This is a genomic window from Paenibacillus sp. 1SOY10 (assembly GCF_056836745.1).
Map to the genome: position 1 here is coordinate 40,878 of NZ_JBXENK010000012.1, position 15,158 is coordinate 56,035.

14 protein-coding genes and 1 riboswitch are annotated in these 15,158 nt (G+C 50.8%); of the genes, 12 read left to right on the plus strand and 2 right to left on the minus strand.

The window, feature by feature from the left end; translation table 11 throughout:
• Positions 1 to 76 precede the first annotated feature (76 nt).
• From AC1VOR_RS20400 to AC1VOR_RS20455, 12 genes are all read left to right on the plus strand, one after another.
• The gene (locus AC1VOR_RS20400; protein WP_482620572.1) at positions 77 to 1,399 is read left to right on the plus strand and encodes a putative DNA modification/repair radical SAM protein; all 1,323 of its coding nucleotides are present in this window, start codon (positions 77 to 79) and stop codon (positions 1,397 to 1,399) included.
• Positions 1,384 to 2,238: a TIGR03915 family putative DNA repair protein gene (locus AC1VOR_RS20405; protein ID WP_482620574.1), complete on the plus strand. Its 855-nt coding sequence runs from the start codon at positions 1,384 to 1,386 to the stop codon at positions 2,236 to 2,238. The genes AC1VOR_RS20400 and AC1VOR_RS20405 overlap by 16 nt, the downstream gene beginning before the upstream one ends.
• 184 nt (positions 2,239 to 2,422) lie before the next feature.
• Entirely contained in the window at positions 2,423 to 3,376 is a 954-nt protein-coding gene (locus AC1VOR_RS20410) for a THUMP domain-containing class I SAM-dependent methyltransferase (protein ID WP_482620575.1), read from the plus strand.
• A gap of 64 nt (positions 3,377 to 3,440) precedes the next feature.
• A riboswitch (cobalamin riboswitch) is annotated at positions 3,441 to 3,653 on the plus strand.
• 471 nt (positions 3,654 to 4,124) lie between these two features.
• The gene (locus AC1VOR_RS20415) at positions 4,125 to 5,138 is read left to right on the plus strand and encodes an ABC transporter substrate-binding protein (RefSeq protein WP_482620577.1); all 1,014 of its coding nucleotides are present in this window, start codon (positions 4,125 to 4,127) and stop codon (positions 5,136 to 5,138) included.
• Complete coding sequence (locus tag AC1VOR_RS20420) at positions 5,135 to 6,184, plus strand: FecCD family ABC transporter permease (protein ID WP_482620579.1); 1,050 nt, start codon at positions 5,135 to 5,137, stop codon at positions 6,182 to 6,184. Before AC1VOR_RS20415 ends, AC1VOR_RS20420 begins: the two co-directional genes overlap by 4 nt.
• A complete protein-coding gene (locus AC1VOR_RS20425; RefSeq protein ID WP_482620581.1) occupies positions 6,181 to 6,975 on the plus strand; it encodes an ABC transporter ATP-binding protein in 795 nt (264 codons plus the stop codon). The genes AC1VOR_RS20420 and AC1VOR_RS20425 overlap by 4 nt, the downstream gene beginning before the upstream one ends.
• Before the next feature lie 36 nt (positions 6,976 to 7,011).
• Entirely contained in the window at positions 7,012 to 8,091 is a 1,080-nt protein-coding gene (cobT, locus tag AC1VOR_RS20430) for a nicotinate-nucleotide--dimethylbenzimidazole phosphoribosyltransferase (RefSeq protein ID WP_482620583.1), read from the plus strand.
• Positions 8,088 to 8,657, plus strand: a complete 570-nt coding sequence (gene cobU / locus AC1VOR_RS20435) for a bifunctional adenosylcobinamide kinase/adenosylcobinamide-phosphate guanylyltransferase (protein WP_482620584.1) — start codon at positions 8,088 to 8,090, stop codon at positions 8,655 to 8,657. The genes cobT and cobU overlap by 4 nt, the downstream gene beginning before the upstream one ends.
• Complete coding sequence (gene cobS, locus AC1VOR_RS20440; protein ID WP_482620585.1) at positions 8,654 to 9,508, plus strand: adenosylcobinamide-GDP ribazoletransferase; 855 nt, start codon at positions 8,654 to 8,656, stop codon at positions 9,506 to 9,508. Before cobU ends, cobS begins: the two co-directional genes overlap by 4 nt.
• A gap of 33 nt (positions 9,509 to 9,541) precedes the next feature.
• Complete coding sequence (locus tag AC1VOR_RS20445; protein WP_482620587.1) at positions 9,542 to 11,170, plus strand: cobyric acid synthase; 1,629 nt, start codon at positions 9,542 to 9,544, stop codon at positions 11,168 to 11,170.
• A 134-nt stretch (positions 11,171 to 11,304) separates the two neighbouring features.
• Positions 11,305 to 11,562, plus strand: coding sequence for a hypothetical protein (locus AC1VOR_RS20450; protein ID WP_482620588.1), 258 nt, complete (start codon positions 11,305 to 11,307; stop codon positions 11,560 to 11,562).
• On the plus strand, positions 11,552 to 11,935 hold the full coding sequence (locus tag AC1VOR_RS20455) for a retropepsin-like aspartic protease (RefSeq protein ID WP_482620590.1): 384 nt from the start codon (positions 11,552 to 11,554) through the stop codon (positions 11,933 to 11,935). Before AC1VOR_RS20450 ends, AC1VOR_RS20455 begins: the two co-directional genes overlap by 11 nt.
• A gap of 147 nt (positions 11,936 to 12,082) precedes the next feature.
• Here AC1VOR_RS20455 and AC1VOR_RS20460 read toward each other — a convergent pair whose 3' ends face one another.
• Both AC1VOR_RS20460 and AC1VOR_RS20465 read right to left on the minus strand, forming a co-directional pair.
• Positions 12,083 to 13,774 (minus strand): methyl-accepting chemotaxis protein, encoded by a 1,692-nt coding sequence (locus AC1VOR_RS20460; RefSeq protein WP_482620592.1) that lies wholly within the window; start codon positions 13,772 to 13,774, stop codon positions 12,083 to 12,085.
• A gap of 262 nt (positions 13,775 to 14,036) precedes the next feature.
• Entirely contained in the window at positions 14,037 to 15,122 is a 1,086-nt protein-coding gene (locus AC1VOR_RS20465; protein ID WP_482620594.1) for a M24 family metallopeptidase, read from the minus strand.
• Positions 15,123 to 15,158: the final 36 nt, after the last annotated feature.

Consider the following 15,158-nt stretch of genomic DNA (forward strand, 5'->3'; position numbering starts at 1 on the left):
AATTCATCATACTAGATTGCTTTGACAAGAACATATGTTCGCAATATAATTACAGACATAAGGGAGGATAACGGGAATGGACGTATATGACAAGCTGACGATACTAGCCGATTCGGCCAAATATGATGCCTCATGCTCTTCAAGTGGGGTGGAACGGGGTGGAGGAAATGGAGGCTCCGCAGGCAATACGGTGGCTTCGGGAATTTGCCACAGCTTCGCGGCGGACGGACGATGTATTTCCTTGTTGAAGGTATTGCTGACTAACGGCTGCATTTATGATTGCAAATATTGTGTTAACCGCAGATCTAATGATACACAGCGGGCCATGTTTACACCTGAAGAGCTGGCGGAGCTGACGATGAACTTCTATCGTCGTAACTATATCGAAGGGTTGTTTCTAAGCTCAGGCATCATGCGAAATCCGGATTATACTACAGAGCAGTTAATTCGGGTGCTGGAGCTGTTGCGGAGGACTTACCATTTTCGTGGATATATACATGTCAAGGCAATTCCGGGCGCTGATCCGGCGTTGATCTCCCGGCTTGGCCTGCTGGCAGATCGGATGAGTGTAAATATTGAGTTGCCCTCTCAGGATAGCTTGCTCCGGCTGGCACCTGACAAGAATAAGACGGATATTCTCGGGCCGATGACGGCTATACGTCAAGGTATTCGTGAGAATAGTACGGATGTGGTCAAATACCGTCATGCCCCTCGTTTTGTACCTGGAGGACAAAGCACACAGATGATTGTTGGAGCGACCCCGGATAGCGATTTGAGCATTCTGAAGCTGACCGAGGCGTTATATAGAACATATGAGTTGAAACGGGTTTATTATTCTGCTTATACCCCGGTAGCCGAGCATGCCCTGTTGCCGTCCATCGACAGCAAGCCCCCGTTGCTCCGGGAGCACCGCTTGTATCAGGCAGATTGGCTGCTGCGCTTCTATGGTTTTGAAGCCAAGGAACTGCTTGACGAGAGCACGCCGAACTTCAACCTGATGATGGACCCCAAGTGCCATTGGGCGATCCGACATATCGAACATTTTCCCGTGGATGTGAACAGGGCGACTTACAACACCTTGCTGCGCGTACCTGGCATTGGCGTAAGAAGTGCCAAGCGAATTATGGCAGCGCGCCGAACGGGAAGCCTTGATTTTCACGGATTGAAGAAGCTGGGTGTGGTGTTGAAGCGGGCGCAGTATTTCATTACCTGCTCAGGCCGGAGACTGGAAGGGCTCAAGGTGAACGAGAGCACTATTTTAAGATCGCTGCTGTCCGGCAAGGAGATTGAGATGTATCTACCCCGGCCGAAGGTAGAGCAGCTCACTCTATTTAATGAAACAGAGCTGGCAGGTATAGGCTCACCGAGAGGGGAACCAACACCATGGCTGCTTGGCTAACGGAAGCGGCGTATGGCTATGATGGCAGCTTTGACGGCTTGCTTAGCTGCGTGTTCGATAGCTTTAAACGGAAGGAGGAGCTAGTTGATCTCCGCTCGGATGCTGACCCGCAATATACGTTGTTTCAAACCCGATTTGTCGAGACCTGTGAGGAGAAGGCAGCTAGGGTCTACAAGGGAATTGGTCAGAAGATATCCCCCGCAGCTCAAGAGCTGGTACGTCGAGGCTTCTTGACTTGTGACCCGCAGAAGGATTTGTTGATTTACCGCTTCTTGCGATTAGGCTTTGCCAAGGGAAGCGCAGTGATGGGGATGCTGACCGATCATACGGTGTATCGGTTGAACAAAGCGGTGCGCCATTTAAATACGGAGACCCATGCCTTGACGGGATTTGTCCGCTTTTCGGTGTATGATGAGGTGCTTGTCTCCGTGATTGAGCCAAAGAATTACGTTCTCCCGCTACTAGCCCCTCATTTCTGTGACCGTTACAGTCAGGAAATGTTCCTCATTCATGACAAGACGCATGGACAAGCTCTGGTGCATCGTCCAGTACAAGGGGGAGCTTGGCATACTGAGCTTATGGAGCTTGATGAGTTGACTTTGCCCGCCGCCGGGGAAGAGGAGCAACTATACCGTCGTTTGTGGAAGCAGTTCTACAATACGGTAGCGATACGGGAACGCTTGAATCCTCGCGGACAGATGTCACATATGCCCAAGAGATACTGGCGGCAATTAACGGAGATGCAGGAAGTAGAGCAGTCTGCTAGTCAGGAGACGAATCTTCTGTATAAGACGGGTGCATCAAAACGGTTGCCCGAAGGTTCAAAACAAGATAAGTAAGCGCGGAATCTTCCGCTAAGAGTAAACCACTTGGGCTGCCAGGTACTACAGTGAAATCTGATACAATAGGATTAATCAGGTATGTGAGATAGAGAAATCTGCACATCAGACAAATCTTATATACCAGCTAGAATTCACATATGTGGTAAGCTAAGCCATTGATGCAGAGGGGAAGTCGTACAGCTTGAATTTGATCCAACAACAGGGGCCAGCTTATATCTATCCGTATGTCAGCCATGAGAACGAGCGTGAGCTATGCCATATGGAACTTCGGGCACTCTTTGGTGATTTTAATGCAGAGATGCCTTATATCGTAAGTGCGCGGCGGCTTGCGCCGAATCGCAGCCCGTTCATCTCCTTGCGGCTGGATGTGCTGTTGGCCAGGGACAGCCTGGAGGAGCTCTTGGAACAGGTCGGGGATTTGTACCTTGAGGGTTCAACGTTCAAGGTTGTATATCTGAAATGTGGGCTAAGATACACTTATGAGGAGCAGCGAGAGGCGGAGCGCCAGATCGGTGGTCGCATACGGGGGAAAGCTGACATGAAAAATCCAGATGTGACCTTCGGCTTGCTCGCCAGAGAGGAAGGATGGACACTTGGCATTTGCCATGCAGCCGATCCGGTGTGGCTCGCTCATAAGCATAAACCACATAATTACTCCACAGGGCTGACTACGGTTACCGCCAGGGCATTGGTGAATATCGCATTACCTGATCCAGAAGGTCTGAAGGCTATTGATCCTTGCTGCGGCATGGGCAATGTCCTGATTGAAGCCTTGTCCATGGGCGTGGATATCGTTGGTCGCGATATTAACCCGGTTGCGATACGCGGGGCCAGAAGTAATCTTCGTCATTTTGGTTACGAGGATACCGCCATCGTGGCTATCCAGGATTTGAAGGAGCTTGAAGGGGAATATGCGGCGGCCATCGTTGATCTACCATATAATCTTTGTTCAGTGCTTCCGCTAGCAGAGCGAAGGCAGATGCTGGACAGTATACGCCGGATTAGTCGCCGTGCGGTTATCGTCTCGACCGAGCCGTTGGAGGAAGAGCTTGAGGATGCCGGACTTCACATCAGGGATCGTTGTGTGACTATGAAGGGGAGGTTTGCACGTCGTATCTGGCTGGTTCATCATTAGGATGCAGGTTGTCAGCATCCTGCTTTTCCCCTATAATCCAATAGAGAAGAAAGCCTTAAGCAAGCGTACAATCGTACCCGTAGGTCCCGATGCCGCCATGGCGTAACGCCAGGTGAGCTTTGGGTTAAAAGGGAAGCCGGTGCAACTCTGGCACGGTCCCGCCACTGTAAACAGGGACGAGCTCACAATAGCCACTGTCTACCGTCAGACGGGAGATGGGAAGGCGAGCATCGTCGGCACCTGTAAGTCAGGAGACCTGCCACGGGAACTCAATGACGGTCCTTCGAGGAAAGGATAACGTTCTGCCAAGACACCCATGCCTATAGCGATTGTTGTGGCTTAAGCCACCGTTTGCTGGCATGACTTTGTAGACGTAGCCCATCCGACCTGGAGTGGGTTTTTCTTTTTGAGTGCTTTCTTTGACGCCTGTAAGTGCGTGATCCAAAAGTTAGGTTTTCAGGACCGAAGCTTATGCTTTCGATGTGCGTTTTTTCAAAACGCTTGAGTTGGATGAAGCTAGGGGCTGAGTAGCGGAGCTACACGTTTTCGCAGAAAACGACTTCGGAAGCATGGGTACGTGAGCAACTCAAATGTTTCTGCAAGAAACATGCTACGTAAGCATAGGCTAGGCCCGGTTGAATTCAAGATTTGATGTCGAATTCACTCCTTGAACAGCTTCGTCTTGGGAAGACAACTTTTGGAACAACCTCTATAAGGCGAAATTCAGACACAGAGGAGAGGTCAAAGCATGAAGAAATGGCAAAAAATTTGGGGTAGTCTATTGCTGGCTACGCTGTTGGTATTGGCAGGCTGCGGCAGTAACAATGCAGCTGTAGACCAGAATCAGGGAACGAACACGAACACGCCTGCGGCTCAGGAGCAAAATGCAGGTACAAATGCAGGGAGCGAGCAAGCCGTTGCTCATACGGAATATCCGCTAACCGTACAGGATTCGAGTGGTCAGGAATTTACCTTCGAATCGGCTCCACAAAAAATCGTATCCCTGGCTCCTTCGGATACCGAAGTATTGTTTGCACTGGGACTGGATGAGCAGATCGTTGGCGTATCCGATTTGGATGATTATCCGGAAGCCGTGAAGGACAAGCCACGCATGGGGACCTCCAAGGTCAATGTAGAGGCCGTCGTTGCTGCGCAGCCTGACCTGGTTGTTACCGCCAGCTTCATTAACGAAGCTACGGTCAAGAGCTTGGGTGATTTAGGCATCAAGGTATTCCAGTCCGAACCCAAGACGATTCAGGACGCAATAGAGCATATTGAATTGATTGGCACCATTACTGATCACCATGCCCAGGCGGCGGAAGTAGTGGCCAAGATGGAGCAGGAGCTGCAATTGGTTACCGAAGCTGTCAAATCCGTGAGCGAAGATCAGAAGAAAAAGGTATACATCGAGTTTTCCCCGGGATGGACGGTGGGGAAGGGCGAATTTATGGATGAAATGATTTCGCTGGCTGGTGGACTTAATGTAGCATCTGACATTGAGGGCTGGTCAGAAATCAATGAAGAGAACATTATTCAGGCTGATCCGGACGTCATCTTGTACGCAAAGAGCCTGGTTTATGAGAACAATCAAACTTTGGCTGATATTATTAAAGCCCGTGGTGGTTGGGATCAGATCAAAGCTATCAAGGAAGATCAAGTCTTTGGTCTGGAAGATAACTTGCTGAGCCGTCCTGGACCACGGATTACGCAAGGACTTATTGAGGTGGCAAAGGCGATCTATCCGGACTTGGTACAACCATGATTCGTGGCAAACTGGCCGGATACGGAACGATAGGGCTGTTGCTGCTCGCAGTGACGCTGCTGCTTTGTATCGGAATCGGCTCGGTCTATTTGCCTGCTGGAGAGATTGCAGCTATTCTGCTGCACCGGATTCCGGGGCTTGGCCGCTTGATTACCCCTGATTGGGAAGTGGCATCGGAGCAAATCGTCGTTCTGGTGCGCCTTCCGAGAGTGCTACTCGGCATGCTTGTGGGCGCTTCGCTGGCGGTTGCCGGGGCTGGGTTCCAGGGCGTCCTGCGCAATCCCCTGGCTGATCCCTATACGCTGGGCGTATCGTCTGGCTCGGCCATCGGGGCAGCCGTCCTGATATTCTTTGGCTGGCAGTTCTCCTTGCTGGGGGTGTTCACACTTCCGGTTGTCGCCTTTATCACCGGATCAATCACGTTGTGGATCGTCCTGTGGCTGGCGCGGGAGAACGGCAAGATTCCGATCGAAAGCCTGATTCTCTCGGGGGTTGTTATGCAGGCCTTTCTTGGAGCCGTGGTCTCTTTTTTGACGGCCATGTCCAAGAAAACGGTCAACGAAATTTTATACTGGACAATGGGCAGCTTAAGCTTGCGTGGATGGTCGTATACGGCCATCCTTTTCCCATATTTGCTGCTGGGAGCGTTATACTTATGGAGTAGAGCCAAGCATTTGAACTTGCTGTCTCTGGGAGAGCGTCAAGCCGCTCATTCCGGGATGGCCGTAGAGCGGACCAAGCTGCTGGTGCTGCTGGTGGCAACGCTGATGACGGCGGCAGCCGTATCTGTATCAGGAGTTATTGGCTTTGTTGGACTGGTAGTTCCTCATATGATTCGTTTGATTACAGGGCCGGATTATCGCTTGATTATTCCGTTGTCGGCGATTGGTGGCGGCATTTTCATGATGTGGAGTGATCTTGCCGCCCGTTCGTTGCTTGCCCCTACCGAGATCCCGCTTGGTATTATCACCGCCTTTGTGGGCGCACCCTTCTTCGGTTATTTGTTATACCTCAAGAAGAAGCAAAGGGAGGCGGAGATGCGTTGATTGAGATCACGAACATATCCAAATCCTTTGGCCGCTACAACATACTGGATAAGCTGAGTTGGCAGGTGCAGTCCGGTGAGTTCTGGGGTCTGATTGGCCCGAACGGCAGCGGCAAGACCACACTCATGAACTTGATTTCTGGTGTAGAGAAGCCAAATGGCGGGGAGATACGCTTGGATGGAAAGCTGCTGGAGACATACTCGCGCAAGGCGTTATCGCATAAAATTGCTGTATTGCAGCAAGATGGTCTGCCGCCTGTAGGTTATTCGGTCCGTGAGGTGGTGGAGATGGGCAGGTTTGCCTATCAGGACTGGCGGGGGCGTGAGCCAGGTGATTCGTTGGCAGGCGCCCGGTTAATCGACGGTATCATGGAGCGTCTGGATTTGATGGAACTGCAACACCGCCCGCTCAGTGTACTTAGCGGGGGACAGCGGCAACGGGCCGCCTTGGGGAAGGTCATGGCTCAGCAGCCGGAATTGGTATTGCTCGACGAGCCAACTACCTATCTGGATTTGCGTTACCAGCTTCAATTCATGGAATTGGTGGCAGACTGGCAGCGCACAGAAGGGCTAACAGTCATCTCAGTGATGCATGATTTGAATTTGGCAGCGATGTATTGTAATCGCCTGCTTGTTATGAGTGGAGGAAGTATCGTGGCACAGGGCGCTCCGCAGGATATTCTGTCACCAGACCTGGTAGCCAAGGTATTTGGCGTTCATGCGCACCAGGTTGCCCACCCGGATCTGGACATTCCCCAGCTTTTGCTGCGGCGAGGGGACGCTACTCCGTAAGCAAAGGCAGGAATGGCTGAGAAAGGGAGAATGAACATGGAATTTCAATCATTAGCACAGTTAATACGGGAGATTACCCCACTGAATTCGGCAGCGATGAAGGCAGCCGGGGAGCACTTGGACCTTCTGACGAAGCCGCCCGGCAGTCTTGGCAAGCTGGAGGCACTGGCGGTTAAGCTATCCGGTATTTCCGGGGAAATGCAGCCCTCATTCTCCAAACGGACCGTTGTCGTTATGGCGGCGGATCACGGAGTATGCGAAGAGGGAGTAAGTGCCTTTCCGGCAGAAGTGACTCCGCAGATGGTGCTTAACTTTCTCGCTGGCGGTGCGGCTGTGAATGTCTTGGCTCGCCAAGCGTCAGCCGAGGTTGTTTGCGTGGATATCGGGGTAAACGCAGAGCTTAAGCATCCGAATTTACTTCAGCGCAAGCTCCGTTATGGCACCGCGAATATGGCTAAAGGTCCAGCGATGAGCCGGGAGGAAGCGGAAGCGGCTATACTGGTGGGGGCGAATGTGGTTGCTGCTGAAGCCGAGCGGGGAGCCCGGCTGTTCGTAACCGGAGAGATGGGGATCGGCAATACGACGGCCAGTGCAGCCTTAATGAGTAGCCTTACAGGTTATTCTCCGCTGGAAAGTGTGGGCCGGGGAACAGGGATTACAGATGAGCGTCTGGAGCACAAGAGGAATGTGGTGGCACGAGCGCTGGAGGTTAACTCTCCTGATACAGAAGACCCGCTTGATGTACTGTCCAAGGTGGGTGGATTGGAGATTGCCGGGATGACCGGGATTATCCTGGGGGCCGCTGCTTTGCACTGCCCCGTTGTTATTGATGGCTTCATCTCTACAGTGGCTGCATTAGTAGCCGTACGCTTAGCACCAGAAGCGGCTAATTACGTCATTGCTTCCCATGTTTCTCACGAACAAGGGCATCGCCAATTACTTGAATCCATGAAGCTTGCGCCTATGCTGGAGCTGGACATGCGCCTGGGTGAAGGCACAGGAGGGGTGCTTGCATTGCATCTCGTGGATGCCGCTTGCCAGGTTATGAGCGAGATGGCTACCTTCGAAAGTGCGGGAGTATCGGATGGTACTGCTTCCGAAGAGCTAAGCCGATGAAGGTGTTGGTGACCGGGGGAGCGCGTAGCGGAAAAAGCACGTTTGCCGAACGCTTTGTAATGAAGCAAGCGGGCTCGGCCACTTACATTGCCACGGCACAAGCCTTTGATGAAGAGATGAGGGAACGCATTGCTCTTCACCGGCAACAGCGTGAGCAGCAAGAATATGGCTGGACTACGCTGGAAGAACCCTACAAACTTCCGGCCTTATTAATGGAACTAGGTGCAGACCGAAGCAGAGAACGGTCTCCCGTTGTATTGGTCGATTGCCTGACCTTATGGTTATCCAATATCTTGCTGGATGCTGGAGATGAGCCTAATCTGGCGACCGAAATAGTCATGGGGCAAATTGAAGAACTTGCTGCGGCTGTCGCTGAATTCCCTGGTACGCTCGTGATGGTCACGAATGAGGTAGGGCATGGAATTGTACCGGAGTATCCGCTGGGGCGGCAATATCGGGATTTGGCCGGCACGCTGAATCGGACAATTGCAGCGTTGGCAGACCAGGTATTTCTAGTAACAGCAGGCATCCCGATAGAATTAAAAAGCAGGGAGTATCGCTTATGAGCGAACCTAAATCTCAAGAACCGCAAAATAATATCGTTTATCCCCTATCTCATCAAATTGCTGTGGCGTTCCAATTCCTGTCCCGTATTCCGATTCGGAAGGAACTGGACTTTACACCTGATCTCTTGCGACGTAGCGCAGTATATTATCCTTTGGTTGGAGCAACGATTGGTATTTGCGTCTGGGCTGCGGGTCTTTTATTCGCCTGGTTGCTGCCTTCCTGGCCTGCGTCTGTGCTAGCTCTGATCGTCTGGGTGTGGCTAACGGGTGGCTTGCATCTGGATGGCTGGATGGATACGGCTGACGGGCTGCTAAGCTACCGGTCCAGGGAGCGAATGCTGGATATTATGAAGGACAGCCGGGTTGGTGCCATGGGCGTACTCGCTTGCCTGCTGCTGGTGTTGCTTAAGCTGTCTTTAATCTTATCCTTACTGGAAAATAGTCCTGTTCAATCGGGCTTAGCCATTGTGACGGCGGCGATATGGAGTCGCTGGTTCATGACCCGGGCCATGCAGCACTGGCCAAAGGCCAGACAAGGAGAAGGGCTGGCCGGACAATTCCGTGCTGTGGGGGGACGCGAGACTCAGGAGTCTACCGTACTTGCCCTGTTGCTCACGATTGCAGCCATGCTATTCTTTCTGCTGCTGGCTCTTCAAGGGATTGAGCAGTCTGCTTTGATGAAGACCATGCTCTATATCATCCTTCATCCGGTTGTGGCTTGGGGAGCTGGCACCTGGGCAGCGGGACGAATCAGCCACAAATTGGGGGGCTTGACGGGGGATACCTACGGAGCGCTGAATGAAGGGCTGGAAGCTTTGCTGTTACTGCTGGCTGTGCTGATTTTGCCGTGAGAACGGGCTGGCGAGAGAGGAGTACGAAGCGCAATGGAGCGTAGTAACAAGACAACTGCCAACAACGGTGCAGTTCTAATGGTGCAAGGCACAGCATCGGATGTAGGGAAAAGTGTAATTGTGACGGCATTGTGCCGCATTTTTGTACAGGATGGACTGCAACCTGCCCCGTTCAAGTCCCAGAACATGGCCTTGAATTCATATGTTACGCCAGACGGCAAGGAGATCGGTCGTGCACAAGGAACGCAGGCGGAGGCCTGCGGAATCGCAGCGACAACCGATATGAACCCGGTGCTGCTCAAGCCGACGGGGGACATGCACTCGCAGATCGTAGTTCATGGTCGTCCGCATCAGCATCTCAGTGCGGTTAGATACCGGGAAGAGTTCTTACCCAAAGCTCAGCCGCTGGTGATGGACGCTCTGAATCGGCTGCGCCAGCAATACGATATCGTTGTAATGGAAGGTGCGGGGAGTCCGGCTGAAATCAACCTTAAGCATAGGGATATCGTAAATATGAATTTGGCAGGTTGGGCAGATGCTCCGGTTATTCTGATCGGAGATATCGACCGGGGTGGTGTATTTGCCTTTTTGGTCGGGACGTTGGAACTGCTAGAGCCGCATGAACGGGACCGCGTAAAGGGCTTCATCATCAATAAGTTTCGTGGTGACGTATCTCTCCTGAAGCCTGGTCTGGATTGGCTGGAGGGGCGTACCGGCATCCCTGTACTAGGCGTCATTCCCTTCATGCCTGATATGGATATTGAAGCAGAGGATTCTGTCGTACTGGATACTTATGCTTTGGCTCCACCAGCCTCAGGGCAGACGGAACTGGACATCGCCGTAATCCGCTACCCTCGGATTTCAAATTTCACCGACTTTGATCCATTAACGGTAGAGCCTGATGTTTCGGTCCGCTATGTAGATAAGGCCGCAGATCTGGGGAACCCGGATGTCATTATCCTGCCGGGGACGAAGGATACGCTCGGCGATCTGGACTATTTGCGTCTTCAAGGACTGGAACAGGAAATATCCCGTCATTTGCGGCGTGACACACACACGCAATTGGTTGGGATCTGCGGAGGATATCAAATGCTTGGGGAGCAGCTCCATGATCCTGAGGGAGTGGAAGCTACGGCTTCAAGGTCTGCCGTAGGTTTGGCCTGGCTACCGTTGACGACCACCTTTATTCCCGGAAAGAAGACTGTCCGTGTACAAGGAACGACGCTAAATGATTCACCGCTGCGCTTGCACGCGACGGAAGATAAATTATTCATAGAGGGCTATGAGATTCATGCCGGGGTCACTACACCGATGCCTGCTCAAGGTACTCCCGTATCCATTGCCCCATTATTTGCAGTCCGTTCCACTGAAGGCACCAGCCACAATGCGCAAGTAGAGAAGGCTCATCTTGAAGGGGCAGCCCGCAAGGATGGGAGAGTGTTCGGGACCTACTTGCACGGATTGTTTCATAATGATGACTGGAGGCGTGCTTGGCTCAACGGGATTCGCGTGAGCAAGGGATTAGCTCCTTTGGAAGCTACTATCTCTATGGCAGCACGCAAGGAGGAGGCCTTCGATCGGCTTGCTGATCATGTCCGCGCACATTTGCAGATGGAGAAGCTATATGAGATTGCTGGTGTTCAGCGCAAGTCTGAGGCATAAGCCGTGGTTAACCGTGCAAGCTATGCTACATAACTCTCCTTGAAGGGGAATAATACCAGTACATCGTTTTGGAGAGCTTTTTTATGTCCAATAATCTGATACAATATGGATAAACCGAACTGGAGGTGCCAGCCGTGCAATGGGAAGAAGTTCGTAAGATTTATCCTGACCAATACGTCAAGCTGCAAATCCTTGCTTCACATACCGTAGGCAACACCAAGCTTGTTGATGAAGTCGCACTCATTTGTGCCATTCAGGACCCGAAAGAAGCGACTCAAGAATTACTACAATCTCAGAATGGTGTGATTGTGTCACACACTGGAAACGAGGAGCTGAAGGTTGAAATTCGAATGCTTCGCGGATTGCGTGGAGTCGTACAGCATGAAAATTGAATATGTTGATGGGTTGCTACTAACATCTCTAACCTTGATTTATAGAGGACATGCTCTGACTATCGACAAACTTGTAATTGATACAGGCGCATCTCATACTTTGTTATCTGCTGATGCTGTAGCAGATATTGGCGTTTACTTCGAGACTGGAGATGAAATCATTACTGCGTTTGGCATTGGTGGGGAAGAAAGCTGTTTTCGCAAAACATTTGATTCAATTCAGTTAGGTAACTTAAACATTGATAATTATAAGCTGGATGTTGGATCTATTCACGAGAAGCTTGCGATTAATGGGCTGCTTGGTTTAGATCTTTTGATGGAGGCTAATATTGTGCTGGATTTGGCGGGGCTTGTTATGTACTCGGCAAAATAAAAAGATTAGGTTTGGACGCCTAATCTTTTTATTTTGCTCTATTTGAGTAGACAATCTATCAATAGGGATAAAAAAGTTGGATGAAGTCAGGGACTGAGTAGCGAGCTACATGTTCTCGGAGAAAACGACTTCGGAAGCAACAGGCTTTTAAATCTGGAACTTCTCAACAGACTCGCGTAATAATACCGCTTGCTTGTGCAAGGAATGAACGGTTTGAGCATGGCCTTCCATTTCGGCAAGCTGCTGTTGGGAATAGTCAGAGATTTGCACCATATTCTCAAGCGATTTGGCCGTAATGTTGGCTGATTCCTCAACAGAGGCCGTAACTTCTTCTGTGCCAGCGGATACTTGCTGAGTTGAAGCCGAGACGGATTGAATGGTCAGGTTTACGTTGTGAATTAATTCAGTCAACTGTTCAAAAGCTTGACCGGCTTGCTTCACGCGTTCTGTACCCGAGATAATCTCCTCGCTGGCATTCTGCATCGCATTGACCGAGTTTTCCGACTCCTCGCGAATACTGAGCAGGTTCTCGCTGATCTCTTCCATGGCCAGCCGGGATTGCTCTGCCAGCTTACGTACTTCCTCAGCAACAACAGCGAAGCCTTTGCCATGTTCACCCGCCCGAGCAGCTTCAATCGCTGCATTTAAGGCCAGGATATTGATCTGCTTTGTAATATCGGTAATCGTCCCTACCACCGTTGCAATTGACTCTGAGCGGTCATTGAGATTACGAATGTACGCCAGCGTACGGTTGGCTGCATCCTCTACATGGCGCATTTGCTGTACGGCGGTTTGAGCCAGCTCATTCCCGGTTCCTGCCTGGGCAGTAGCTTGTCCAATCCGGTCGCTTACCTCAGCGGAGGAAGAAGCGATATGCTGTACGCCTTGGGAGATTTCTTCCATGGCTCTGGCATTTTCGGCGGCGGCTGAAGCAATCGTCATACTGCCGGACTCAATCTCCTGAGTAGCCATATTGGAGCGGGCAATCAAATCTTCGAAGGTCGTTACCGATGTTGACAGTTGATCAGAGGCGCCCACAACGGAGTGAGAGGTTTGCATTACGGTTGCAAACATTTCTTTGAGTTGGGTCGTCATCGTCCGGAAGCTGCTGGCCAATTGCCCGATTTCATCCTGGCTCTTGACTTCAATCGTTTGCCGGAAATCGCCAACCGCCATTTTGTCAGTGGCGGCAACCAGCTTCTTGATTGGTTTCGTGATGCGTGTGCTGATCAGGTAGGCGGTAGCCATGCCGAGCACAATAACGAGAGCGGTAATGCCGATACAGATATTTAGTATTTCTGCGCGCTTCTCATCAATAAAGGTAGCATCGAGACCTACAGCAAGTAATGCTTTGCTGCCGGGAATGGCAATAAATGCCGTCTTGTGTGATCCAAAGCTGTCGGAGTAGAGATCACTGATCTTGACTCCGCCACTCGCTGCTTCTGTCATGGCCGTTTGAATCTCCAGCTTATCACCGGGAGCCATGCCTGAGTTCTCATTGGCGGCGAGCACGGTAGCGCCTTCTTCCTGAAGGTGAATCAGATAAGCGGTGTTAAGCTGAAACTCGGAGGCACTGGAAGTCAAATACTTCTCTACCGTAAACCGCGAGTTTTCGTTACCACTTAATAGTTGCAACGATTGGGTGGTATCCAGGCGTTTGAAAATATCCTGGGTACTGGTCAGCAGAACCTTATCGAATTGAGGCAGCACATTCTGATTAATGATGCCCATCGAAATGTAATAAAAGCTGACACTAAACAATAGCGATGAAATGACGATGACCGCCGCAAATGCAGTCATCAGCTTGCGGCTTATAGAGCGTTTTATGCCCTTAAACAAAGAAAATCCTCTCCAATCTCCCTTAGAATATTTGTTATTTATATTGGTTTTCATAGGAACTGCAGTGTCTATTTTTCTACCACTGGTTCATAAGCATTATTCTATAGGAAAATATGCCCTTTGAAAATGAGTTTGTCATATTTATTTTGGTTTTTAGGCTTTTATTTATGTAAAAATGCCTAGAAATGTAGGTAAATAGAAAAATAAAAAGAGCCTTGAGCCCTGAGAAGGGCATCAAAGCTCCTTACAGTTACATCAAGTGTTAGATATAGGTGAGGTTCTTAGGGTAACTGGTTAACACTTCCACCCCGGTTGCCGTGACTAATACATCATCCTCAATGCGCACGCCACCTACCCCAGGTACGTAGATGCCCGGCTCAACCGTAAATACATGTCCTTCTGCCAGCCGATATTCATTTTCACCATGGACGGAAGGGAACTCATGGACATCGATGCCCAGGCCATGGCCAAGCCGATGAAGGAAATACTTGCCATACCCCGCCGCTTCAATGACCTGTCGTGCAGCAAGATCAATAGAGGCGAAGGTCACCCCGGGTTTGATAGCTGCAATCGCTGCCTCGTTAGCGGCAAGCACGGTTTCATAAATTTTAATCAGTTCCGGAGACAATTCTCCAACCGCGAAAGTTCGGGTAATGTCCGAGGCGTAGCCATCGGCATAAACGCCGATGTCGAACATCAACAGATCGCCCCTGCGGATTTGTCGGGTGCCAGGCACGCCGTGCGGCAGCGCTGTTTTCTCGCCCGATAGCACCATCGAGTCAAAGGAGGGGCCATCTGCCCCTAATTTACGGATTTGATATTCCACCTGTGCCACGAGCTCATTTTCGGTCACACCTTCTTGAACCTGAAGCAACGTTTCGCTAAGCACCTGCTCAATCAGGCGAACGGCATGCTTGATTTTACCTACTTCAGCAGCGCTCTTGCTGACTCGCAAATCGCGAAGCCATGTACCAACGTCCATGTATCCGGCAAAGGCTAACGTATCTTTCATTTGCTCAAATTTAGCGACGGACACTTGCTCCTTCTCGAAGCCAAACGTACCCTTTACCTCACCAAGTCTCGATTTGAGCACTTCATAGGGATTATCGGTATCTCCATGGGTCAGGATTTCGCTCACATCAGCGGCGGCGCGAGCAACTTCTTCATCCAGTGCAGGAACGAGCAGAAAGGGCTTACTTCCAGCTTGCAGAATTGCTCCAAGGAAGCGCTCATGCGGGTTACTTAGGAAGCCGGTGAGGTAATATACATGTTTTGGGTCCGTAATCAATACGGTATTCACACCTGATTCATGCATCTTGCGTTCAATCTCCAACCATTTGGCATTCATTTTCAAACCATCGTCCTTTCCTTACAAAACCTCTGG